General features: G+C 55.6%; 26 protein-coding genes. 16 read left to right on the forward strand and 10 right to left on the reverse strand.

Translation table 11 applies throughout. The features are described from left to right. Nucleotides 1-2: 2 nt before the first annotated feature. The 5 genes from GUC22_RS15790 to GUC22_RS15810 form a co-directional block, all read right to left on the reverse strand. The gene (locus GUC22_RS15790) at nucleotides 3-227 is read right to left on the reverse strand and encodes a hypothetical protein (RefSeq protein ID WP_004213098.1); all 225 of its coding nucleotides are present in this window, start codon (nucleotides 225-227) and stop codon (nucleotides 3-5) included. Nucleotides 228-294: 67 nt separating this feature from the next. Next, nucleotides 295-567 carry a hypothetical protein gene (locus GUC22_RS15795; protein ID WP_024359504.1) on the reverse strand — a complete coding sequence of 91 codons (273 nt, stop codon included), beginning with the start codon at nucleotides 565-567 and terminating at the stop codon, nucleotides 295-297. A gap of 15 nt (nucleotides 568-582) precedes the next feature. Continuing rightward, complete coding sequence (locus GUC22_RS15800) at nucleotides 583-960, reverse strand: hypothetical protein (RefSeq protein ID WP_024359505.1); 378 nt, start codon at nucleotides 958-960, stop codon at nucleotides 583-585. Between the two features lie 15 nt (nucleotides 961-975). Next, a complete protein-coding gene (locus GUC22_RS15805; protein WP_004131515.1) occupies nucleotides 976-1194 on the reverse strand; it encodes a hypothetical protein in 219 nt (72 codons plus the stop codon). A gap of 20 nt (nucleotides 1195-1214) precedes the next feature. Next, nucleotides 1215-1493 carry a regulatory phage cox family protein gene (locus GUC22_RS15810; RefSeq protein ID WP_160183639.1) on the reverse strand — a complete coding sequence of 93 codons (279 nt, stop codon included), beginning with the start codon at nucleotides 1491-1493 and terminating at the stop codon, nucleotides 1215-1217. A gap of 121 nt (nucleotides 1494-1614) precedes the next feature. Between GUC22_RS15810 and GUC22_RS15815 the strand changes: the two genes are divergently transcribed. From GUC22_RS15815 to GUC22_RS15840, 6 genes are all read left to right on the forward strand, one after another. Beyond that, nucleotides 1615-1914, forward strand: a complete 300-nt coding sequence (locus GUC22_RS15815; protein WP_071991927.1) for a helix-turn-helix domain-containing protein — start codon at nucleotides 1615-1617, stop codon at nucleotides 1912-1914. A gap of 115 nt (nucleotides 1915-2029) precedes the next feature. After that, nucleotides 2030-3013, forward strand: coding sequence for a tyrosine-type recombinase/integrase (locus tag GUC22_RS15820; RefSeq protein WP_024359508.1), 984 nt, complete (start codon nucleotides 2030-2032; stop codon nucleotides 3011-3013). Nucleotides 3014-3276: 263 nt separating this feature from the next. Continuing rightward, a complete protein-coding gene (locus GUC22_RS15825) occupies nucleotides 3277-4290 on the forward strand; it encodes a sensor domain-containing diguanylate cyclase (protein WP_082237268.1) in 1014 nt (337 codons plus the stop codon). A 57-nt stretch (nucleotides 4291-4347) separates the two neighbouring features. Continuing rightward, complete coding sequence (locus GUC22_RS15830; RefSeq protein WP_004101234.1) at nucleotides 4348-4449, forward strand: YoaK family small membrane protein; 102 nt, start codon at nucleotides 4348-4350, stop codon at nucleotides 4447-4449. 20 nt (nucleotides 4450-4469) lie between these two features. Beyond that, nucleotides 4470-4523 carry a hypothetical protein gene (locus GUC22_RS27620; protein WP_367400250.1) on the forward strand — a complete coding sequence of 18 codons (54 nt, stop codon included), beginning with the start codon at nucleotides 4470-4472 and terminating at the stop codon, nucleotides 4521-4523. A 140-nt stretch (nucleotides 4524-4663) separates the two neighbouring features. After that, nucleotides 4664-4789 (forward strand): hypothetical protein, encoded by a 126-nt coding sequence (locus tag GUC22_RS15840; RefSeq protein WP_004138323.1) that lies wholly within the window; start codon nucleotides 4664-4666, stop codon nucleotides 4787-4789. Nucleotides 4790-4837: 48 nt separating this feature from the next. Here the strand turns inward: GUC22_RS15840 and GUC22_RS15845 are convergent, their stop codons facing one another. From GUC22_RS15845 to lpxP, 3 genes are all read right to left on the reverse strand, one after another. Further along, on the reverse strand, nucleotides 4838-5101 hold the full coding sequence (locus GUC22_RS15845; RefSeq protein ID WP_004131510.1) for a DUF2534 family protein: 264 nt from the start codon (nucleotides 5099-5101) through the stop codon (nucleotides 4838-4840). Nucleotides 5102-5232: 131 nt separating this feature from the next. Further along, on the reverse strand, nucleotides 5233-5868 hold the full coding sequence (gene leuE, locus GUC22_RS15850) for a leucine efflux protein LeuE (protein ID WP_160183640.1): 636 nt from the start codon (nucleotides 5866-5868) through the stop codon (nucleotides 5233-5235). A gap of 88 nt (nucleotides 5869-5956) precedes the next feature. Next, on the reverse strand, nucleotides 5957-6871 hold the full coding sequence (gene lpxP, locus GUC22_RS15855) for a kdo(2)-lipid IV(A) palmitoleoyltransferase (RefSeq protein ID WP_004138325.1): 915 nt from the start codon (nucleotides 6869-6871) through the stop codon (nucleotides 5957-5959). A gap of 878 nt (nucleotides 6872-7749) precedes the next feature. Here lpxP and fecI point away from each other — a divergent pair. From fecI to fecE, 7 genes are all read left to right on the forward strand, one after another. Beyond that, nucleotides 7750-8271 carry a ferric citrate uptake sigma factor FecI gene (fecI, locus tag GUC22_RS15860; RefSeq protein WP_024359511.1) on the forward strand — a complete coding sequence of 174 codons (522 nt, stop codon included), beginning with the start codon at nucleotides 7750-7752 and terminating at the stop codon, nucleotides 8269-8271. Continuing rightward, nucleotides 8268-9215: a ferric citrate uptake sigma factor regulator FecR gene (gene fecR / locus GUC22_RS15865; RefSeq protein ID WP_049103372.1), complete on the forward strand. Its 948-nt coding sequence runs from the start codon at nucleotides 8268-8270 to the stop codon at nucleotides 9213-9215. Before fecI ends, fecR begins: the two co-directional genes overlap by 4 nt. A gap of 96 nt (nucleotides 9216-9311) precedes the next feature. Next, nucleotides 9312-11642, forward strand: coding sequence for a TonB-dependent Fe(3+) dicitrate receptor FecA (fecA, locus tag GUC22_RS15870; RefSeq protein WP_049086654.1), 2331 nt, complete (start codon nucleotides 9312-9314; stop codon nucleotides 11640-11642). Between the two features lie 58 nt (nucleotides 11643-11700). Continuing rightward, nucleotides 11701-12603, forward strand: a complete 903-nt coding sequence (locus tag GUC22_RS15875; RefSeq protein WP_024359514.1) for a Fe(3+) dicitrate ABC transporter substrate-binding protein FecB — start codon at nucleotides 11701-11703, stop codon at nucleotides 12601-12603. Next, nucleotides 12600-13598, forward strand: coding sequence for an iron-dicitrate ABC transporter permease FecC (gene fecC, locus GUC22_RS15880; protein ID WP_064411092.1), 999 nt, complete (start codon nucleotides 12600-12602; stop codon nucleotides 13596-13598). The genes GUC22_RS15875 and fecC overlap by 4 nt, the downstream gene beginning before the upstream one ends. Next, on the forward strand, nucleotides 13595-14548 hold the full coding sequence (fecD, locus tag GUC22_RS15885; protein ID WP_102650263.1) for a Fe(3+) dicitrate ABC transporter permease subunit FecD: 954 nt from the start codon (nucleotides 13595-13597) through the stop codon (nucleotides 14546-14548). Before fecC ends, fecD begins: the two co-directional genes overlap by 4 nt. Then, the gene (gene fecE / locus GUC22_RS15890) at nucleotides 14549-15316 is read left to right on the forward strand and encodes a Fe(3+) dicitrate ABC transporter ATP-binding protein FecE (protein WP_102650264.1); all 768 of its coding nucleotides are present in this window, start codon (nucleotides 14549-14551) and stop codon (nucleotides 15314-15316) included. A gap of 36 nt (nucleotides 15317-15352) precedes the next feature. Here fecE and fraE read toward each other — a convergent pair whose 3' ends face one another. Next, complete coding sequence (gene fraE / locus GUC22_RS15895) at nucleotides 15353-16396, reverse strand: fructose-asparagine asparaginase (protein ID WP_024359518.1); 1044 nt, start codon at nucleotides 16394-16396, stop codon at nucleotides 15353-15355. Between the two features lie 278 nt (nucleotides 16397-16674). On the opposite strand from fraE, the gene GUC22_RS15900 reads away from it, so the two are divergent. Both GUC22_RS15900 and GUC22_RS15905 read left to right on the forward strand, forming a co-directional pair. Further along, a complete protein-coding gene (locus GUC22_RS15900; RefSeq protein WP_024359519.1) occupies nucleotides 16675-17862 on the forward strand; it encodes an HD-GYP domain-containing protein in 1188 nt (395 codons plus the stop codon). 75 nt (nucleotides 17863-17937) lie between these two features. Continuing rightward, entirely contained in the window at nucleotides 17938-19722 is a 1785-nt protein-coding gene (locus GUC22_RS15905) for a sensor domain-containing diguanylate cyclase (RefSeq protein WP_102650265.1), read from the forward strand. A 71-nt stretch (nucleotides 19723-19793) separates the two neighbouring features. Here the strand turns inward: GUC22_RS15905 and GUC22_RS15910 are convergent, their stop codons facing one another. Further along, nucleotides 19794-20678 (reverse strand): LysR substrate-binding domain-containing protein, encoded by an 885-nt coding sequence (locus GUC22_RS15910; RefSeq protein WP_160183641.1) that lies wholly within the window; start codon nucleotides 20676-20678, stop codon nucleotides 19794-19796. 100 nt (nucleotides 20679-20778) lie between these two features. Between GUC22_RS15910 and GUC22_RS15915 the strand changes: the two genes are divergently transcribed. Then, nucleotides 20779-21081: a carboxymuconolactone decarboxylase family protein gene (locus tag GUC22_RS15915; RefSeq protein ID WP_024359522.1), complete on the forward strand. Its 303-nt coding sequence runs from the start codon at nucleotides 20779-20781 to the stop codon at nucleotides 21079-21081.

Below are 21081 nucleotides of genomic sequence, written 5' to 3' on the forward strand. Positions count from 1 at the left end.
ATTCATGGTCTACTGCCCTCGCTGGTGATTGTTTCGTGGTTGGCTATCCACTGCTCAAGTGCTGAATAAATCTCTTCGGGGGTAAGGCCTTGCTCTTTCAGCAGGCCCATACGGATGCGCAGCAATCCTAGTAAGTGGGCGCGCTCGCCTTTGCGCGCATTGGTGCTGATACCCATAAACTCTGGATCGCTTATTCCGCCTTCCGGCTTTATTGACGTAACCGACATGCAACCTCCTAAAAAAGGCAAACGAATCCCCGGCAAAGTGAATGCCGTTATTTCTAAATCGGGTTAATTAATTGTTTGGACGCGGTTTTCTTTTAATCTGCTTAAATATCCTTTCATGCCAGTAATACATGAAATCAATAAAGGTCATTCGCGCGCGATCGTGATTACCGCGAATGGCTTTTTCGAGCCCGTAAATTATTAAATCTTTAGACGGGCTTTTTGAACTAATGGTGATACGAGCACCATTTTTTAGATGTACAGTGAACCCCTGCTCGGCACTTTCCACTGCTTCTCGAATCAGCATTTCCTCTTCCCAAGATGTTTTTTCTTCGGTGAACATGGCGTACTCCGATGATCAGTTAAAGCGAGGGGGCTCCAGCCGCCAGGAGGCTTCAGCTCCCAGTTTCAGGTGTTCCAGGATCTCCGGTGTAACCTCTACGGTTACAGCCTGGGGCTGAACAAACTTCATAGCCCTCTTCAGTTGCTCAGCGCCCAGAGATAGCAGGTTATATGGTTTAGGGATATCACCATCGGTGACGGAAATAATGATGTTGCGGAGTTCTTCAAGAGTGCATTCATCATTCTCGCCTTGAAGCATTGCGAAATGATAAAGGTGGGATACGCCATGGCGTAAAAGCTGGAGAGAGTAATCATGATTCCATTCCAGAAACTCTTTATTGAAATGGAAGCATTGTAAAAGCGAGTTAATTTTGTCTGCATATTCGAGTTTCATTTTCGCCCCCAGAGATTAAAAAGCAATAAACCGCTTTTTACTCATGATTCTGTCAATCGTTCGGCATGCTTCTGATAAAGCAAAGTCAATGCCGTAATAATGGCCTGTGTGCGTAATTTGATAGCGCTGGCGGTTGTACGGTTTTTTGCGTGGGAGTTTCAGAATAGTAAAACCACAGTAGAGGCTGGTTTTGCTATTGAGTTGTGATACTGATCCGCGGCTACCGTTCTTCATGTTTCCTCCCCTGAAACCGGCTATCGACCTGACTCACCGAGACCAAGCCACATCAACCACCCTTCCCTGATCTCCTTTGGACGACTTTCGTAGGCCAGTTTCATGCCGTTGTTCCAGGCTGGAAGGTAAACCCAGTACTCGCCCGCACGGCCAGATGTAGACAGGGGATCGGTCATCTCGATTACAGGAAGCTTCCCTTTCTCGATCATTCCTCTTACCGCAGCCGGCGTTTTCCCGATGAGTCTGGCAAATTCCTGATAAGGAACCGCATCGGTCGTGCTTGTGATTTGCTTTACCATTAACATTTCCTCGTTATTCGGTTCATGGATTGCTCTTAATGGCTTATAGTTGGCTTTAGTGTTCAATACTAAACACTTAACTGTTTACATCTAAACACCATACTATTGAGATCTAAACACCATGTCAAACGCGTTAAACGAGAAAATCGTCTTAATAAGAAAGTCTGAGTATCTAAGTAGACAGCAACTATCTGATCTAACAGGAATTCCTTATGGGACTTTAAGTTATTACGAAAGCGGACGCTCAACCCCACCAACCGACGTAATGATGAAGATTCTGCAAATACCTCAATTTACTAAATACACACTGTGGTTCATGACCGATCAGGTTTCGCCTGAAGCCGGTCAAATCGCACCGGCACTCGCACACTTTGGGCAAGACTTAACAACCTCGCAGCACTCAGACCAAAAGACTGGTTAACAATTAACCAGTCCTACATACATTTCAAATGTCTATTATTGGTCGAAAAGTATTCATCACATAATTGCAACGCGTTGAGGCCTAAAGGCAAACGCACCCATCGGAGGGTTTTCTTATGACTATTAAGAAACTCGATGATGGTCGATATGAAGTGGACATCAGGCCTGCTGGTCGCAATGGAAAGCGTATCCGCAGGAAGTTTGATAAGAAAAGTGAAGCGGTAGCTTTCGAGAAGCATACTCAGTTCAACCATCACACCAAAGAATGGTTATCAAAACCGACGGATAAGCGGCATCTGTCTGAACTGATACAGCTTTGGTGGAATTTGAAAGGCAAGCATGAGGAGCACGGTAGGATAAACCGCAACAAGTTAGATATTTTTTGCAGGATTACCGACGATCCTTGTGCTTTTCAGATTACGAAAGCGCTGATTAGTCAGTATTACGCGGCAAGAAGAAGTCAGGGCATTAAAGCTTCTACCATTAACCGTGACCTAAACAGCATCAGTGGCATGTTCACAGCGCTTATCGAGGCCGAGTTGTTTTCGGGTGAACATCCGATCAGGGGCAGGAAGAAGTTGAAAGAAGAAGTCCCCGAAACTGGCTATCTGACAGAGGACGAAATCAAGCACTTGCTCTTTAGACTGGATGGCGACAACAAGAAGATAGCCGTTCTCTGTTTGAGTACAGGTGCTCGTTGGGGTGAAGCGGCTCGACTCAAGGCAGAAAACATCATACAGAACCGTGTGACGTTCGTTAAAACCAAGAGTAACAAGCAGCGGACTGTTCCAGTTTCAGCGGAAGTGGCAAAACTCATAGCGGATGGTAAGCGAGGGTTGTTATTTGGTAAGGCGTCTTATTCTGACTTCAGACAGATACTCAGGGAAGTAAAACCTGATCTTCCGACCGGCCAGGCGACGCATGCACTACGCCACAGTTTCGCGACGCACTTTATGATTAATGGGGGAAGCATTATTACGTTACAGAGGATCCTTGGGCATGCACGAATTGAGCAAACTATGGCCTACGCTCACTTTGCGCCCGAATACCTCCAGGACGCGATCTCGCTTAACCCGCTGAGAGGTAGCGCTGATGTGTGAAACGTCCACATAATGTCCACAGATGGGTAATTAGTTATGGCTTTCAATGGTCTTGCGTGCCGCGCAACCCCGCATTGTACCGTTGAAAGCCCCTTGTTCCGGGTGTTTCCAACGCACCCGACGGGGCTTTTTTTCCCGCCGCGGATGCAGGTATTCTCCTAACAGATGTGTTAAATTTTATGTATCTATGTTAATTCTGCGCTGATTGTTGTTTAGCATAACTTGCTGGTAGTTATGATTAGCGTTCGGGAGCCGTATTCCTCATGTCCGATTTTATTCTCGCGCGCGTGACGCAAACGCTAGCCAATGAACACTCCCTCGAAACATTGGTGCGACAGCTGCTTGAGATGCTGGAGCTTGTTACCCGAATGGAATCCACCTACCTGACGCGTATTGACTTCGACGCGCAGCGACAGCTGATTATGTATGCGCATAACAGCAGCGAAATGCAGATCCCAGAAGGGTTCTCCGTCCCATGGAACGACTCGCTATGTAAACGTGCGCTCGACGAGCGTTGCCTTTTCAGTAACGATGTCGCCGAACGCTGGCGTTCGTGTATCGCCGCGCAGGATTTGGGTATCGCCACCTTTTTTAGCATTCCTGTGCGCCTGACCGACGGCTCATTATTCGGCACGCTGTGCGCCACCAGCCGGGTAAGACAACCCTATAACCTTGAGGGTGAGCAGGTCATGAATTTGTTCGCGAACCTCATCGCCCACTACGTTGAAAAAGAGACGCTAGTGCAGCAGCTTCGCTCGGCCAACGTCGCGCTTGAAATGCACTCATACACTGATGAGCTTACCGGTTTACCGAATCGCCGCTCGCTGTTTAAGTATCTTGCCGCGCAGTTTCCGCGGGCCCGCGAGCAGCGGCGCAGCATGCTGCTGATTTTTATCGATCTCGACGATTTTAAAGCAATCAACGATCGATTCGGCCATCCGTGCGGCGATAACTTTCTGATTCAGGTTGGCGAACGTCTGGCGGCTCACGTACGCAGCGGTGATATTGTCGGCCGTCTCGGCGGCGATGAATTTTTAATTGTCGGACCGGGCCCCGAATTAGCCGACCAGCAGGAGTATATCGCCGCGTTACGTCAAGCGCTGACGGGGATCTATTTCCTTGGCGAGCACCGGATTAACTACCCGGGGGCCAGCTTTGGCGTTATTGAGGCCGACCCGCAGCAGATTGACGTAGAACAGGCGCTACGCGCCGCCGACGACGCGATGTATCTGGATAAGCAGTCTCGTCGTCAGGGAAGATTTTTTCATATTGACTAATCTACGGTGAAATCCCGTATGATATTCGCCACGACTTGCACTTACAGGGGCTCAATAATGAGGCTGGGTATTCTATTTCCGGTGGCTATTTTCATCGTCGCCGTTGTTTTTCTGGGCTGGTTTTTTGTCGGCGGCTATGCGGCGCCAGGCGGAGCGTAATGAAAAAAAGCACCATTATTATGCTTATTGTCGCCATCGTCGCCCTGGCGGGAACGCAATTGGGTTGGTGGTAAATCCAGGAATATTCGCGCCGCTCTTCGGCAAAGATTGCAGAATTATCTCATCTACTCAATAACTTAAAAGAATACACTCACATCATCAGCCGATACCGCATGGCCGTTTCTGCGGACGGATTTAACTGGAGAAGTGAGAAATGAAAAAACCGATCGTGTTGCCGTTGATTCTCGCGCTTTGCACGCTGTTATCGGGATGTATTGTCGACCCAGGCTATCACCACCATCGCCACCATCATCATCATGACGACAGAGACTGGCGATAAAGCGGACAACATCATAAGGCGAACTTCGGTTCGCCTTATTGCATGGGATCAGTCCCGACGGTCGGAACCTAAAAAGAGGAAACCCAGCGGGATAGAGAACAGCAGCGTAAAGACAATGCTATAAACCGTCACCATCGCCCCCTGCAGGAAGAACATTGACGTCGTCCACTCTGAGTAAGGCATATTGTATTCGCTCACCACGCCGCCGAAGGTCGCACGCCCAACCACGATAAGCGCGATGGCGAATATCGCCGCTATCGACAAAAAGAACTTCTTGCTATTTTTATTGCTGGTGAGTTTCTGCAGAATCATCCGGGTTCCCTTTTTTCTGAACGATAATCGGCTGTATATGTAACACCAATGCAATCAAAATTGAAGGAGTTTTGTTACAAGAAAGAGCCAATCGCTATCGGGCCGGTCGCACGTCCCGGCCGCAACGATTACTACTGCAGCGTCGCCAGACGGGCGGCAAAACCAACAAATACAAGGCCTATCAGACTGTTGCCGATTTTCGCCAGTTTCTTTTTCGTCTTCACGTAACGCGTAACGAACGAGCCGGAGAGGATCAGAAAGCTCATATAGATGAAGCTAATAATCTCCAGGGTCAACGCCAGGATAAAGAACGCCAGCCCGGGCGTTTTGGCGCTGACGTCAATAAACTGCACGAAGAATGAGACATAAAAAAGAATGGCCTTTGGATTCGTCAGGCTGAGGGTCAGCGAACGTTTAAGAATCGCGCTCCCCGGCTCGGAATCAGCAGACGAATGACCGTCACGCTGGGTTAACACCGCGTAGAGCATCTTACCGCCCATCCACAGCAGATAAATCGCCCCCAGGTATCGAACGATATTGAACAGTACCGGCGTGGTCTTGATAAGCGTCGCAACCCCGGCAAAAGCCAGGAACATCAGCACCGCATCACCGATAAATACGCCAGCGGCCGCCAGATACCCTTTCCTGACGCCGTGGGCGACGCCGGTCTTGAGGACAAAAAAGGTATTCGGGCCGGGAACCAGGATGATAAAGATAGCCCCAACCAGGTAGGTCAGGTAATTCAGTACACCAAACTCAGCGAACACAACGCACTCCTTCGCTTACAACAAAATATGATCCCGCGCACGTTAACGCAACCGGGACCATTTTGAAAGCGCCGCGAGTGCGGATGCCTTAATAGAGCGAAGTTTCACCCAGCGGACGGGTTTTAAAGCGGCGGTGAACCCATAGATACTGCTCCGGCGCGCGCAGGATTTCTTTCTCAATAACCTTATTGATATAGCTTGCCGCATCCTGTTTATCTTCGCCAGGATAGTCGCTCATTACGTCGCTGATGTGCAGGCTATAACCTCGGCGATCCGCTTTACGCACCATGCTGATGGTGAGCATTTTCGCGCCCGATAAACGAGAGAGCACGTAGGTGCCGTTGGTCGTTGCGGCCTGCTGTACCGAGAAGAACGGGGCAAATACGCTCCCCTTCGGACCGTAGTCCTGATCCGGCGCAAACCACACCGCTTCACCCGACTTTAGGGCATGCACCAGACCGGATAAATTCCGACGGTCGATCATCGCCTTGTTCGAGCGCAAACGACCGCGCGTCTGCACCCACTCCATTAACGGGCTATTGTGCGGACGGTAGGTCGCCATCATCGGACGACACAGCCCCATCGTACGGCCGCCCAGCTCAAGAGACATAAAGTGGACGCCGACAACCATCACGCCTTTTTGTTCGCTCAGGGCATTGTTGAGATTAACCATGCCTTCGACGTCAAACCATTTCTTGACGCGTTCATCGCTCCAGAACCATGCCATTCCCGTTTCGATCAGGCCCATCCCTAGTGACATGAAGTTCTGCTCAATAAGCTTTTCGCGCGCCGCGGGCGACATCGTGGGGAAGCAAAGTTCGAGATTACGTCTGGCGATATGCTCACGACGCTTAAGGAAGCGCCGGGATGCGCGACCGGCGCTGGTACCGATAAGGTGCAATACGGGATAAGGGAGCTGGACGATAAGCCAGAGCACACCCAGGCCAAACCAGGTCCCCCAATTACGGGGATGAAGCAGTTTTTTATTAAAAGCGTAAGACATGTTTTTTCCTGTAAACATTAGAACATGAGGTAACGCTTAAGGAAAAAACGAGTCCCTTCATCTGTCATTAGGCGGTACGTGTAGCAGTTCAGACAATAATAATCCTGGTAAATTCACTCCGGCAAGTAAAAAAAGAGCCCAGTAGCAAAAAACACAATACCAGCACACTTGTAACAAAATGTAAAATAAAAAATGAAGAATAGTCAACAAATATCCATCACAAGAATGATTAACACGCTAATCATTCAACATGAAGCGGCGTGCCAGCAGACCAGAACGCGGCGGCTTCAGCCCCGCTAAGCGCCGCTGAAACCGTACCGCGCGGCACCTGGGACCCGGCGAGATCGGGGTAGGCTTTCCTCTCCGTTATCCATTTAACAACGTTTGCCGATACGCTATTCCTTTATGTTCTATAAGCCTCACTGACATAAAAGAGAAATATTTAAAAGGAATCCAAGGGTAAAGCCTAAAATAAGAATCAGCTTATTTTAGTTTCCTGACAATAATTAATATTTATCGACAATTATCCATATTGCCGCAGCTTATTTCAGACTTTTTACCTCCGTTGCTTTAACAGAACAGCAGGCAATAAAGTTAAGGTGCCTTTTCTGGCGTTGAAAAAAGCGCATCATACTTAAAAATCCCGGACGTTTCTCGCTCTTCAACACCCCGCCCGTTGCAGACAATTTTAAGCGCCTGTGTGCATTCAGCTGATTTGAAGCCAATTCCGCGATCGGCATAAAAATCTATTCAATATTTAACAATAACTTATCGTTACTATTGTGCGGTATCGCGCCGTGACGATCGCGCTTCAATTGAAATGATAACCATTCTCATATTAATATATGCCGTATTGATCAACTTTTCTGAACCTGGCTATGTCCCCTTCTTCCGCCATCGCCTCTCCGCTGACGCTTGCCTCGCTGTATAGCGACCATCACGGCTGGCTGAAAAAATGGCTTACCCATAAGCTGCAATCCGTTTATGACGCCGACGACGTAGCACAGGATACCTTTGTCCGAATTATGGCCGGCGGGTCGCTGTCGACCATTCGCGACCCAAAATCTTTTCTTTGCACAATTGCCAATCGGGTGATGATCGATCTGTTCCGCCGAAATGCGCTGGAGCGCGCATGGCTCGAGATGCTCTCTCAGCTACCGGAAGAACTCTCCCCTTCCCCGGAACAGCGACAAAGCCAGCTTGAATTGTTACAGCAGATTGACGCCATGCTGGACGGGCTTAACGTCAAAGCCCGGGAGGCCTTTTTACTCTCGCAGCTTGAAGGATTGACCTACGCCGACATCGCCAGCCGCCTGGCGGTTTCCGTCAGTTCGGTTAAGAAATATATCGCGAAAGCCACCGAGCACTGCCTGCTGTTTCGTCTGGAGAATGGCCTGTGAAACCAATGCTAAGCGACTCCCGCCGTCAGGCGCTGCGTTCCGCTTCGCACTGGTACGCGGTCCTCAGCGACGGGCGCGTGAGCCCGCAGCAGGAGGCCCGCTGGCAGCAGTGGTATGAACAAAACAACGAAAATCAGTGGGCGTGGCAGCAGGTAGAAAACCTGCGCCAGCAGATGGGGCAGTTGCCGGGCGGGCTGGCCAGCCGTGCCCTTCACGATAGCCGCCTGGCGCGTCGTCACGTGCTGAAAGGGCTGCTGCTTTTACTGGTCGCTGGCGGCGGCTGGCGGCTCTGGGAGTCCGAGCTGGCGGAGGGGCTGCGCGCCGACTACCGAACGGCGAAGGGTATGCCGCGCCAGCAGCGGCTTGCCGACGGTACGCTGTTAACCCTGAATAGCGAAAGTGCCGCCGATGTCCGTTTTGACGCCCGGCAGCGGATGGTGCATTTACGCTATGGCGAAATCGCCATCACCACCGCTCAAGACAGCCGGCGGCGGCCATTCCGGGTGCAAACCCGCGAAGGCACCCTCACCGCGCTCGGCACCGAATTCACCGTCCGTCAGTTTGCCGGCGGCACCCGGCTGGCGGTACAGCAGCATGCCGTAGAAGCCGTTTTACCGTCCGGCGGCGCCCAAATCGTTAACGCCGGGGAAAGCCTGTGGTTTACCCGCGATCGTTTCGCCGCTCTGGTGAAGCTCAACGGCGGCGAGGATAGCTGGACCCGAGGCGTGCTGACCTTTCGCGATACCGCGCTGAGCGAGGTGGTCGCCACCCTCGCCCGCTATCGCACCGGAGTGCTGCGCTGCGATCCCGCCGTGGCTGATTTACGCCTGAGCGGCACCTTTACGCTGGGCGATCCGGACGCCATCCTGCAGGTCATCGCGCAAACGCTGCCGATTAAATTGCGGTTTGTCACCCGCTACTGGGTCACGCTCGCCGCGGCCTGAGAAAAAAACGAAAAAATTCTCATTCTCCTTTGTCCCTTTTCCCCTGCTCGTTCGACTTATTAGGTGAATACAACCAAAAACGATCGTGGAGAAAACATGACGCCCTTACGCGTTTTACGCAAACCGATGCCTCTGGTGATGGTCATCCGTTTAAGCCTGCTGCCGTTCGCGGCGCTGGCTGCCGCGCCGGCATTTGCCGCCGCGCAGTTTGATATTGCCGCCGGAGATTTAGATACCGTACTGAACCAGTACGCCGCCCGCAGCGGTATCACGCTCTCTGCCGACGCCAGCCTGACGCGCGGCAAGCATAGCCCGGGCCTGCACGGCAGCTTTGAAACCGAAGAGGGCCTGCATACGTTGCTGAACGGCAGCGGATTACGGCTAAAGCCGCTGGGCAAGAATGTCTGGACCCTGGAGCCCGCGCCCGTTAGTTCAGAATCCACCCTCACCGTCGTCGGGGACTGGCTCGGCGACGCGCGCGAAAACGATGTCTTTGAACACGCCGGCGCCCGCGACGTTATCCGTCGGGGGGATTTCGGCAAAACCGGCGCCGCCACGATGCGCGAAGTGCTGAACCGGATCCCCGGCGTTAACGCGCCGGAAAATACCGGTACCGGCAGTCACGATCTGGCGATGAACTTTGGTATTCGCGGCCTCAATCCGCGCCTTGCCAGCCGTTCCACGGTGCTGATGGACGGTATTCCGGTTCCCTTCGCCCCCTACGGCCAGCCGCAGCTTTCTTTGGCGCCGGTCTCGCTCGGCAATATGGACGCCATCGATGTCGTGCGCGGCGGCGGCGCGGTGCGCTACGGGCCGCAGAGCGTCGGCGGCGTGGTGAACTTCGTCACCCGCGCAATCCCCGAGAATTTTGGCATTGAGGGCGGCGTTGAAGGACAGCTCAGCCCCACCTCGTCGCAAAACAATCCGAAAGAGACGCATAACTTCGCGATCGGCGGCACGGCGGAAAACGGTTTCGGCTCCGCTCTGCTCTATTCTGGCACCCGCGGCAGCGACTGGCGCGAACGCAGCGCGACGCGGATTGATGATGTGATGCTGAAAAGCAAATACGCGCCCAACGAAGTGCATACTTTTAACAGCCTGCTGCAATACTACGACGGCGAAGCCGATATGCCCGGCGGCCTCTCTCGCGCCGACTATAACGCCGACCGCTGGCAGTCGACCCGACCTTACGACCGCTTCTGGGGGCGTCGTCAGCTCGCCAGCCTCGGCTACCAGTTTCAGCCGGATGCGCAGCATAAGTTTAATATTCAGGGGTTCTATACGCACACCCTGCGCAGCGGCTACCTGGAACAGGGCAAGCGCATTACCCTCTCCCCGCGCGAATACTGGGTCCGCGGCATCGAACCGCGCTACAGCCAAAGCTTTATGATCGGCCCATCCGCCCACGAAGTCGGCGTCGGCTATCGCTACGTCAACGAATCGACCCACGAAATGCGTTACTACACCGCGACCACCAGCGGCGAGCTGCCCAGCGCCGCCAGCCCGTACGATCGCGATACCCGCTCCGGCACCGAAGCGCACGCCTGGTATATCGACGATCGTGTGGATATCGGCAACTGGACGATTACGCCAGGGATGCGCTTCGAGCACATTGCGTCTTATCAGGACAACGCTCTGCTGGGCACCCGCGAACGGGTCAGCTATAACGCCCCGCTCCCGGCGCTGAACGTTCTCTATCACCTCACCGACAGCTGGAATCTTTATGCCAATACAGAAGGTTCATTCGGCACCGTACAGTACAGCCAGATTGGCAAGGCTGTGCAAAGCGGCAATGTGGAACCGGAAAAAGCGCGCACCTGGGAAGTCGGCACCCGCTACGACGACGGCGCGCTGACCGCCGAAATGGGGCTGTTCCTGATCAACTTCAATAATCAGTACGACTCCAACCAGACCAATGACACGGTGACCGCCCGGGGTAAAACGCGTCATAGCGGCCTGGAAGCGCAAACCCGTTACTCTCTCGGCGAGCTTTCACCCGCCCTTGATAATCTCTCGCTCTACGCCAGCTATGCGTACGTCAACGCTGAAATCCGCGAAAAGGGCGATACCTACGGCAATCAGGTTCCCTTCTCGCCGAAACACAAAGGCAGCTTTGGCGTCGATTACAAGCCCGGCAGCTGGACGTTTAACCTCAACAGCGACTTCCAGTCCAGCCAGTTTGCCGATAACGCCAATACCGTTGCCGAAAGCGCCGATGGCAGCACCGGCCGTATTCCCGGCTATATGCTGTGGGGCGCTCGGGTGGCCTACGACTTTGGCCCGCAGATGGCCAATCTCAATCTCGCGCTGGGGGTGAAAAACATCTTCGATCATGAGTACTACACCCGCTCATACGACGATAACAACAAAGGGCTTTACGCCGGCCAGCCGCGCACGCTGTACCTGCAAGGGTCGATGAAGTTCTGATGAGAATGGATTGCCGGACAGCGGTATTAGCGCCCTGTCCGGAAAACGGGAGTTGATTATGTTTAGCCTTGTTCGCCTGTGTATTTTCAGCCTGCTGTTTCTGGCAGGCCCGGTATTCGCCGTCACCGTGCAGGATGAGCACGGTCGCTTTACGCTTGATAAAACGCCGCAGCGCATCGTCGTGCTTGAGCTCTCCTTCGTCGACGCGCTGGCGGCGGTCAACGTCAGCCCGATTGGCGTGGCCGATGACAACGACCCGTCGCGTATTCTGTCGGACGTACGCGCGCGCCTGAAGCCCTGGCAGTCGGTGGGCACCCGCGCTCAGCCTTCGCTGGAAGCAATCAGCGCGCTGCATCCCGACCTGATCGTTGCCGATAGCAGCCGCCATGCCGGGATCTACGCCGCCCTGCGGCAGATTGCCCCGGTACTGCTATTGAAATCGCGCAATGAAACCTGGGAAGAGAACCTGCAGTCCGCGGCGATTATCGGCAAAGTCGTGGGTCAGGACGAGGAGATGCAGCGGCGTCTGGCGCAGCACCGGCAAAAAATGGCGGCGTTTTCCCGTCAACTGCCGGCTGGCGCCAGCGTGCTGTTTGGCACCTCGCGCGAACAGCAGTTTAATCTTCATTCATCGCAAACCTATACCGGCAGCGTGCTGGCGGCCCTTGGCCTGAAGGTTCCGCTGCCGAACGGCGGCGCGCCGATGGCGGCGATAAATCTCGAACAGCTGCTGGCGCTAAATCCGCAATGGCTGCTGGTCGCCCACTACCGCGCTGAAAGCATCGTCACAAAATGGCAGCAGGACGCGCTGTGGCCAATGCTGCAGGCCGAGCAAAAACAGCAGGTCGCCGCCGTCGATAGCGACAGCTGGGCGCGGATGCGCGGGATCGTTGCCGCCGAGCGTATCGCCAGCGATATGGTGAAAATCGTCCACCACCAGGCCGTCGATATCGCACCATGAAACTCTTCCATCGCGCGCGCTTTATCTGGGGATTGCCGCTGCTGGCGCTCACCGGCCTGTTCTGGTTGAGCCTGTTCTGCTATTCGCCGATCCCGATTTCGCCGTTAAACGCGCTTCACGCCCTGCTGGCGCCAGATACGCCTGCGCTTGCGGAGGCGCTGGTGCTTAACCTGCGCCTGCCCCGCAGCCTGGTGGCGATAATGCTCGGCGCCTCGCTGGCAATGTCCGGGGCCTTATTGCAAACGCTCACCCATAACCCGCTGGCGTCGCCTTCGCTGCTGGGCATTAATAGCGGCGCGGCGCTGGCGATGGCGCTGACCAGCGCCTTCAGTCCGGCGCCGCTGGCAGGCTTTTCGCTGGCGTTGATAGCCGCCTGCGGCGGCGGACTAAGCTGGTTGCTGGTGATGACCGCCGGCGGCGGCTGGCGCCAGCAGCTGGATCGCCATCGGCTGATCCTCGCCGGTATTGCTCTTTCGGCGCTATGCATGGCTCTGAGCAGAATGACCCTGCTGCTGGCGGAAGATCGCGCCTGGGGCATTCTGACCTGGCTTGCGGGCGGCGTTTCTCACGTGCGCTGGGCCGAGTTCTGGCAGCTTTTCCCTTTTTTCGCGCTCATTGCTCCCGGCGTATTCCTGCTGGCCAACGCGCTTAATCTGCTCAACGTCGGCGATACCGCGGCCCATTCGCTGGGAGTGAATTTGCCGCGCCTGCGCCTGCTTATCAACGCGGCCGTGTTGCTGCTTACCGGCGCCAGCGTCAGCGTCGCCGGGCCGGTGGCCTTTATTGGCCTACTGGTTCCGCATCTGGCGCGCTTTTGCGCAGGTCACGATCATCGTTTTCTTCTACCCATGAGCGCGGTGTTGGGCGCCCTGCTTATGCTGCTGGCCGATATTCTCGCCAGAGCGCTGGCCTGGCCAGGTGAACTGCCGGCGGGCGCGGTGCTGGCGCTGGTCGGGGCGCCTTGTTTTGTCTGGCTGGTCAGGAGGCGGGGATGAGACGACGCATCGTTTTTTTACTGCTCGCGCTGACGCTGTTAACCCTCTTCTCGCTGCGGATGGGCGCGATCCCGCTGCCGTGGCAAGTGCTGCTCGGCGGGTGGCATGCGGGCAGCGAGTATCACTATGTCCTTATGCAATATCGCCTGCCGCGCGTCGTGCTGGCGCTGATTATTGGCGCCGCGCTGGCCGTTTCCGGGGCGCTGGTTCAGGGTGTGGTGCATAATCCGCTGGCCTCGCCGGACATTCTGGGAATTAATCACGGGGCGAGCCTGGCCTCGGTGGCCGCATTGTGGTTTTTGCCGTCCCTGCCCCTGCCGTGGTTGCCGCTGCTGGCCTTTATCGGCGGGATGGCGGCGATGACGATCGCGATCGCGCTTGCCGGGTTTTCCCGTCCAATGCGCCTGGCGCTCACCGGCATCGCGCTGTCGGCCTGCTGGGCCAGCGTGACCGATTACCTCTTACTTTCCCGGCCGCAGGAGATCAACAACGCGCTGCTGTGGCTGACCGGCAGCCTGTGGGGCAGGGACGGTTCGTTCGTCGTCATCGCCCTACCCCTGCTGGCGATTTTGCTGCCCTTAAGCTTCGCCCTCAGCCGCGATCTTGACCTACTGGCGTTAGGCCGCGACCGCGCGGGAACCCTCGGCGTCAACGTGCGCCGGCTTAACGGCTACGCGTTGACGCTGGCGGTCGCCCTCGCGTCGATCGGCGTGGCGGTTTGCGGCCCCATCGCCTTTATCAGCCTCGTGGTGCCGCATCTTGTGCGTCGCCTGTTCGGCGGTCGCCACCGCTATTTATTGCCCCTGTCCGCGCTGACGGGCGGGCTGGTTCTGCTACTCGCCGATCTGCTGGCGCGAACGCTGCATCCGCCGCTTGAGCTGCCGGCAGGCGTATTGACGGCGATTATCGGCGCGCCCTGGTTTATCTGGCTGCTTGTGAGAATGCGTTAAATGGAACTGCGAACCCAAAAGCTCACCGCCGGCTATGGCGGCAAACACGTTATCAATCATCTCGACCTGACGCTGCCCGGCGGCAAAATCACCGCGCTGCTGGGGCCAAACGGCTGCGGTAAATCAACGCTGCTGAAGTGTTTCTCCCGCCTGCTAACGCCGCTCGCCGGCGAGATCTGGCTCGGTGATGTCGCCTTAACGCGCCTCTCCGTGCGTCAGCTGGCGCGCCGACTGGCGCTGTTGCCGCAGCAGCATCACGTTCCGGAAGGCGTCAGCGTACGCGAGCTGGTCGGCTATGGCCGCAGTCCGTGGCTACCGCTATGGGGTCGGCTTACAGAGCACGATCGACAGCTGGTCGACAGCGCGCTACAGCGCACCGGCATCGCTGCGCTGGCGGAACAGCCGCTGACCGCCCTTTCCGGCGGCCAGCGGCAGCGGGCTTTTCTGGCGCTGCTGCTGGCGCAGGATACGCCGCTGGTGCTGCTCGATGAGCCAACGACCTGGCTGGATATTAATCATCAGGTGGAACTGATGACGCTGATGCGCGAGCTGCAGCGGATGGGAAAAACCGTGGTTACCGTGCTGCACGATCTCAACCAGGCCAGCCGCTACTGCGATCATCTGGTGGTGCTTGAAGGGGGGCAGGTGCGGGCTCAAGGTTCAGCGGAAACGGTGCTGACGCCGGAGATGCTGCGGGAGATCTTTCATCTGGAAGCGGAAATTCACCCGGAGCCGATGTCGCAGCGCCCGATGTGCGTGGTGAAATAACCCGGGTAAGGCGCCCTGCGCCCTACCCGAAGTTAATCAGTAGGTGTGGAAGTACTGCTGGATCACCTGCGGATTTTTCGTTTGCGTTAGCGCCGTCATCAGCAGGATGCGCGCTTTTGCCGGGTTGAGCGAATCGGATACCAGCCCCGGCTGGCCATCATCAACCGGCACGACGCCGCTGCCGGTGCGCGAGGCGCGAACCACCACGATACCGGCTTTTTCCGCTTTTTCGATCCCCGCCGCGCTGCGTACGGAGACCGATCCCGCGCCGGTGCCCGCATAGATAATGCCGTCTGCATGGTGCGCGATCGCCGCGTCATACATATATTCTGGGTCATCCTGATAGCCATAAATAATGACTACCTTCGGCAGCGCGTTAAGCTGGCGGACGTCAAAAACCGAGCGCACGGTATGAATTTTATCCACGCGCGTTTCGAACTGCGGTTTGCCGCTCACGATAACGCCCAGATAGCCCTCTTCCGGCGCCTTGAAGGTATCCAGCGTTGTGGCATTGGTCTTCGTAACGAAACGCGCGGCGCCAATGCGATCATTGAGGACCACCATCACGCCGCGGCCTTTCGCTTGCGGATCGGCCGCCACGGTCACCGCTTCCAGCAGGTTCATCGGGCCGTCGGCGCTGATGGCCGTGGCCGGACGCATCGCCGCCGTGAAGACCACCGGTTTATTGCTTTTTACCGTCAGGTTGAGGAAGTAAGGCGTCTCGTCCAGAGTATCGGTGCCGTGGGTAATCACCACGCCGTCGACATCATCGCGGGCCAGCAGCTCATTGACGCGTTTTGACAGCTTGAGAATAATGTCGCTGGTCATATTTTCGCTGCCGATATTGGCAACCTGTTCGCCGTCAACGCGGGCGACTTTGCTCATCTCAGGCACGGCATTAATCAGCGTCTGGACGCCAATCGCGCCGGCTTTGTACCCGGTAGTCTGGGTATTGCTGGCTGCCGAACCGGCAATCGTTCCTCCGGTCGCCAGGATAACGATATGCGGCAGACGCGTATCACTAAATGCAAAAGCGCTTATCGTCAGTAACGTAATTGCCAGTAATGCTCTAAAATTCATCATGACTCATCCCAAAATAGATATTAAATATATTCGCGCAGAGAGAATGCAAACGGCTTGCCAGGATTTAATATATTTTACCTGTTAAAAGTGATTAACTATCAGACAAAAAAGGATTTTTACTTCGTTCTGAGCGCTACTTTGGTGCAGGAACGCGCTAAAAACGGGCATGACATAAAAGCGAAATCAGAATCAACTTATTCAATCTATTTTGTCGTGTCGGCATCGCTATCAACGAAATAGACCAACACGATGCGGGTAATGCGATGGAGAAAACGATGCGTATCGCCTTAAAATCAGCATTGATGCTTACCTCCCGCGTCATACAAGTAATTAATCCCGAATTACACCTGCATATGCAACGCACGGCGCTGATTGCGCTGGAGCTTGCGCAGGCATCGGGCCTATCGCGCCGGCAGCAGCAAACTATCTTTTGCGCCGCGCTGCTGCACGACATTGGCGTGCTGGGGGATAAAAGGGCGTTTTCGTCGCTGAACGCCATCGATAACCTCAATGACCCACATCAGCACCGGGGAGCCGAAATGCTGGCCGGGTTAGCCACCCTGGCCCCCATCCTGCCGATTATCCGCGATCACCATTTTAGCCCAAACCACAGAGGCAGCCTCGAACAGCATATTGTCTATTTTGCCGACGTTTTTGAACGCCAGCTCCCTGGCGATAAGAGCGCGACCACCTATCAAACCGATATGAGTATTGATAACTTCCGCGCGCTTTACCAGGCGATCGACCCGCCGCTGTGTCAGACCTTGTGCCAGCTCGCAGAAAAAGAGCATTTTTGGCTGCATCTTAATCCCGGACATATTCAGCGAATGCTGGAAATCATCGGCCCCATCAACGATGTGTATATCGATATCGACGGTCTGAAAGATATCTGTCTACTTATTGCCAAAATTGTCGATACCTACAGCAGCTTTACCGCCAGCCACAGTCTGAAGGTTGGTCAAATTTCGCGCGCCCTCGCCGCTTATATGAGTCTGCCGGATCTGGAGTGCAGGAAGATTGAGATTGCCGGTTATTTGCACGATATCGGCAAAGTGTATATTCCGCTGGCAATCCTCGAGAAACAGGGTGAGCTGAACGACGAAGAGTTGCTTCAGGTTCGCGAGCATAGCTATATGACCGGCGAAATTCTTAGCACCTTCAGCGAACTCGGCGAGATAATTAACTGGGCCGCAAACCATCATGAAAAACTGGATGGCAGCGGTTATCCGCTTCATCTCAATGAGGATTACCTGCAACTACCGGATCGGATTATCGCCATCGCGGATATATTCACCGCGCTGACCGAAGACCGCCCCTATCGCCCAGGAATGCGCCGTCAGCAAGCGTTACAGCTGATAGAGAGTGATGTTATAAATGGCGCGTTGGATAAAGATGTGTATCGCATATTGCATCAGCATGCCGAAGCGCTGCACGCTATTATTACTCACACGCTGCCCCCTTAATCACCGGCTTTTTCTGGTGAAGCCGGTGCGCAACGATAAAAACAAAATAATTCATCTGCACGCAAGGAATATTCGGTGAGAATCGCCACCATGACCAACTGGGCCTACGGGATCACCGTCGCCCTGACCCTCGCCTCAGGCATCGCAATGCTGATGGCTTCAAGTGCGGATAATGCCGAACGCCGCGCCGTCGAACAACGCCAGGTGTTCGACCAGCTAAGCGAAGAAGTGGAAAGCGGCGCCTGGGAGCTTTCCGATCTCGCGCGACTTTACATCATCAAAAAAAATCAGGATGTGCTGCAGGAGTACCGGCAGCAAACTCAGGCCATCACCGCCATTGAACGCCGGCTAGTAAAGCTGAAAGACAATGGCGCAACCGCTGAAGAGCTGGCGCTGCTGCGCGAGGGGTTACAGATGGCCGATGAACTCCAGGACGAGCAGCGGACGGCGCTGGCGCAGGTTGCCAGGGGCGAGGAAAAAGAGGCGGTCAACCTGCTTTACGGCACCACCTATGAGCAGGAGCTCGAGCGGGTCCAGACGCAGCTTGACCACTTTCGCCTGATGCTCGAAGGCCGGGTGAATAAAACCATTGCCGAGGCGACGGAGAAATCGCGGATCTGGCGTACGCTCTCTGAGGTCATGGTTGGGCTCACGGCGCTGATGTTCCTGTTTGTGCTGGGCTTTATTCTTAAGCGGCGGGTGCTGTATCCCGTCGTCCGTCTGAGCGATGTCGTGCAGCGGCTGGCCTCGCAGGATTACGCGGTTGAAACGCCGCAGTTTACCCAGATTGATGAAATTGGCGATATGGCCCAAGCCATTCGCATCTTTCGCGAGAACGGGCTGGCGCGCCAGCGGCTGGAACAAGAGCGCGACGCCGATTGGGCGGTCCGCGAGCTGCTGGCGCGGATGACCCAGCGTTTACAGGGCTGCGAATCCTTCGAGGACGTGATCAAGGTTGCCGAACTGTTCGCGCCGAATATCGCCCCGGCGATCCCGGGGCGACTGTATATTCTTGATACCGATCCCTGGCAGATGCGCTGCGTGGCGCAGTGGCTTTCTCCGCCGCTTGAAGCGGACGTCTTTCATCCGGATAACTGCTGGGCCGTGCGGCGCGGGCTGAGCCATCCGCCGGTCAACGGTGAGCCGGATATCGCCTGTTATCACCTGTCGGAATCGCAGGCTAATCAGTCGCTATGCGTGCCGCTGATTGCGCAGGGAGAAGCGATTGGCCTGCTATCCTTCAGCAACGTTACTTCCGCGACTGCCCCTTCCCGCGCCTATCTTGAACTGATGGCCGAAGCGCTGGGTCTGGCGCTGGCGAATCAGCGTTTGCGCAACGCGCTGCTGGAAAAGGCGCTGTTTGATTCCTTAACCGGCCTGCGTAACCGCCACCACCTGGATGACGCTCTGCATACCCAAATGAATCTGGCGGTTCGCAACGGCACGCCGCTGAGCTGCCTGATGATCGATATAGATCACTTTAAGGCGATTAATGATAGTTACGGTCACGAGGCGGGCGACCTGGTGATCAAAAGCGTCGCCGCGATTATTCAACGCGCGGTGCGCGATATCGGCATGGCCTTCCGCTATGGCGGCGAAGAGTTCCTGGTGCTGCTGGGTGGAACCGATGAACAGTCCGCGATGGTCTGCGCGAACGATATCTATAACAGCGTGCACCTGTTGACCCTACGCTACGGCCTCGCTGAGATTGGCCAGATCGATGTCTCCATCGGCATCGCCAGCTACCCCCAGCATACGCAAAGCGACAGCCTGCTGCGCGCGGCCGATGCAGCGCTCTACCGGGCCAAAGAGCTGGGGCGGTCGAGAATTGTGAGTTTTGGGATGTTAAAGGCGGATTGAGCCTCGTTCCAGAAGGCGAAGATGCCCTATTCACCCGTGCTCATGAAAGCCGACGCGCGGGTGAATAACGCTCACATCGCGCTTAATAGCGCGTCTTCCATCAGTTGCCCCAACAGCGCCCGCGCTCCGTGAACCCCGTCGTTCCCCTGGCCGTGCGTCAGCGTAATACCGAGATTCCCCGGCGATGGCAGCAGGCTTCCCGCCACGCGCAGGTTGCCGGGCATGCCGATGCGCGTACGTACGGTAATGCCCAGTCCGGCCTGCACCGCCGCCCAGATGCCGCTCAGACTATGGCTGATAAACACCACCTGCCAGGCGATGTTGGCCCGGTCCAGACAGTCGATGGCGCGGGAACGCATCAGGCACGGGCTGTCCAGCATCACCAACGGCAACGGCTTGCCCTCCGCCAGCAGCGTGCCGATGTCCAGTTTCGGGTGCGTTATCCACTCCAGCGGACACTGAGCAATCAACTTGCCATCACGTTGTGCGCTTTCCGGCTGCCAGAGCAATGCCATATCAAGCGCGTTGTTATTAAGCGCCTCGAGCAGCGCCCGGTTGCGATCAACGCGGGCAATCATTCGCATCCCCGGATGGTGGCGCTTGAACTCGCCAAGTATTCCGGGCATAAGCGATTCGCCAAAATCTTCCTGCATACCAATACGTATTTCACCCTGTAACAGTTCGCCATTCAGGGCTCGCAGCGCTTCATCGTTCAGCGCCAGCAGACGCCGGGCATAGCCCATAATTATCTCGCCATTCTGCGTCAGCGCCAGGTGGCGGCCTCTCTTCTCCACCAGAGCGGTGCCGCACTGCTGCTCCAGCTTTTTCAGCTGAGCGCTCACCGCCGAGGTTGAACGGCAGAGGCGACCTACCGCCTGCGCAAAGCTGCCGCATTCAATACCGGTGACAAAACTGCGCAGCGCGTCGAGATCGAACGTGAGTGGGAGCTTGTTCATGATTGTCCTGATAAACGGGATGAACGGTCTAATATAATTCAATTTTCAGGATTGAAACAGCGCGCCAGAATGACGTTATTGTCAATACGGAGAGATAACGATGGCCAACCCCCTCGATCGTGAAACCCTGGCTCGCATCGCGCCGAAGCTAGCCGAGCTGAGTCAGAATGTACTTTTTAATGATATCTGGACGCGTGAACCGCTTTCTCCCCGCGAGCGCAGCCTGGTGACGCTCGGCGCGCTGACGGCGCTGGGCCGCGTTCAGCAGCTCCCCTGGCATATCCGCTTCGCCCAGCAAAATGGCCTGACCCGTGAAGAAATCGTTGAGGTTTTCACCCATCTGGCATTCTACGCCGGCTGGCCCGCGGCGGTTTCCGCCCTCGAATGCCTGCAAGAGGAGTAA

The sequence above is a fragment of the Klebsiella sp. MPUS7 genome (assembly GCF_009905335.1).
Classification (GTDB): Bacteria; Pseudomonadota; Gammaproteobacteria; order Enterobacterales; family Enterobacteriaceae; genus Klebsiella; species Klebsiella grimontii.

What these genes read in the sequence shown, in the direction of transcription:
- GUC22_RS15790 (WP_004213098.1), bottom strand. Translation starts at nt 227, where the DNA reads ATGTCGGTTACGTCAATAAAGCCGGAAGGCGGAATAAGCGATCCAGAG.
- GUC22_RS15795 (WP_024359504.1), bottom strand. Translation starts at nt 567, where the DNA reads ATGTTCACCGAAGAAAAAACATCTTGGGAAGAGGAAATGCTGATTCGA.
- GUC22_RS15800 (WP_024359505.1), bottom strand. Translation starts at nt 960, where the DNA reads ATGAAACTCGAATATGCAGACAAAATTAACTCGCTTTTACAATGCTTC.
- GUC22_RS15805 (WP_004131515.1), bottom strand. Translation starts at nt 1,194, where the DNA reads ATGAAGAACGGTAGCCGCGGATCAGTATCACAACTCAATAGCAAAACC.
- GUC22_RS15810 (WP_160183639.1), bottom strand. Translation starts at nt 1,493, where the DNA reads ATGGTAAAGCAAATCACAAGCACGACCGATGCGGTTCCTTATCAGGAA.
- GUC22_RS15815 (WP_071991927.1), top strand. Translation starts at nt 1,615, where the DNA reads ATGTCAAACGCGTTAAACGAGAAAATCGTCTTAATAAGAAAGTCTGAG.
- GUC22_RS15820 (WP_024359508.1), top strand. Translation starts at nt 2,030, where the DNA reads ATGACTATTAAGAAACTCGATGATGGTCGATATGAAGTGGACATCAGG.
- GUC22_RS15825 (WP_082237268.1), top strand. Translation starts at nt 3,277, where the DNA reads ATGTCCGATTTTATTCTCGCGCGCGTGACGCAAACGCTAGCCAATGAA.
- GUC22_RS15830 (WP_004101234.1), top strand. Translation starts at nt 4,348, where the DNA reads ATGAGGCTGGGTATTCTATTTCCGGTGGCTATTTTCATCGTCGCCGTT.
- GUC22_RS15840 (WP_004138323.1), top strand. Translation starts at nt 4,664, where the DNA reads ATGAAAAAACCGATCGTGTTGCCGTTGATTCTCGCGCTTTGCACGCTG.
- GUC22_RS15845 (WP_004131510.1), bottom strand. Translation starts at nt 5,101, where the DNA reads ATGATTCTGCAGAAACTCACCAGCAATAAAAATAGCAAGAAGTTCTTT.
- lpxP (WP_004138325.1), bottom strand. Translation starts at nt 6,871, where the DNA reads ATGTCTTACGCTTTTAATAAAAAACTGCTTCATCCCCGTAATTGGGGG.
- fecI (WP_024359511.1), top strand. Translation starts at nt 7,750, where the DNA reads ATGTCCCCTTCTTCCGCCATCGCCTCTCCGCTGACGCTTGCCTCGCTG.
- fecA (WP_049086654.1), top strand. Translation starts at nt 9,312, where the DNA reads ATGACGCCCTTACGCGTTTTACGCAAACCGATGCCTCTGGTGATGGTC.
- GUC22_RS15875 (WP_024359514.1), top strand. Translation starts at nt 11,701, where the DNA reads ATGTTTAGCCTTGTTCGCCTGTGTATTTTCAGCCTGCTGTTTCTGGCA.
- fecC (WP_064411092.1), top strand. Translation starts at nt 12,600, where the DNA reads ATGAAACTCTTCCATCGCGCGCGCTTTATCTGGGGATTGCCGCTGCTG.
- fecD (WP_102650263.1), top strand. Translation starts at nt 13,595, where the DNA reads ATGAGACGACGCATCGTTTTTTTACTGCTCGCGCTGACGCTGTTAACC.
- fecE (WP_102650264.1), top strand. Translation starts at nt 14,549, where the DNA reads ATGGAACTGCGAACCCAAAAGCTCACCGCCGGCTATGGCGGCAAACAC.
- fraE (WP_024359518.1), bottom strand. Translation starts at nt 16,396, where the DNA reads ATGAATTTTAGAGCATTACTGGCAATTACGTTACTGACGATAAGCGCT.
- GUC22_RS15900 (WP_024359519.1), top strand. Translation starts at nt 16,675, where the DNA reads ATGCGTATCGCCTTAAAATCAGCATTGATGCTTACCTCCCGCGTCATA.
- GUC22_RS15910 (WP_160183641.1), bottom strand. Translation starts at nt 20,678, where the DNA reads ATGAACAAGCTCCCACTCACGTTCGATCTCGACGCGCTGCGCAGTTTT.
- GUC22_RS15915 (WP_024359522.1), top strand. Translation starts at nt 20,779, where the DNA reads ATGGCCAACCCCCTCGATCGTGAAACCCTGGCTCGCATCGCGCCGAAG.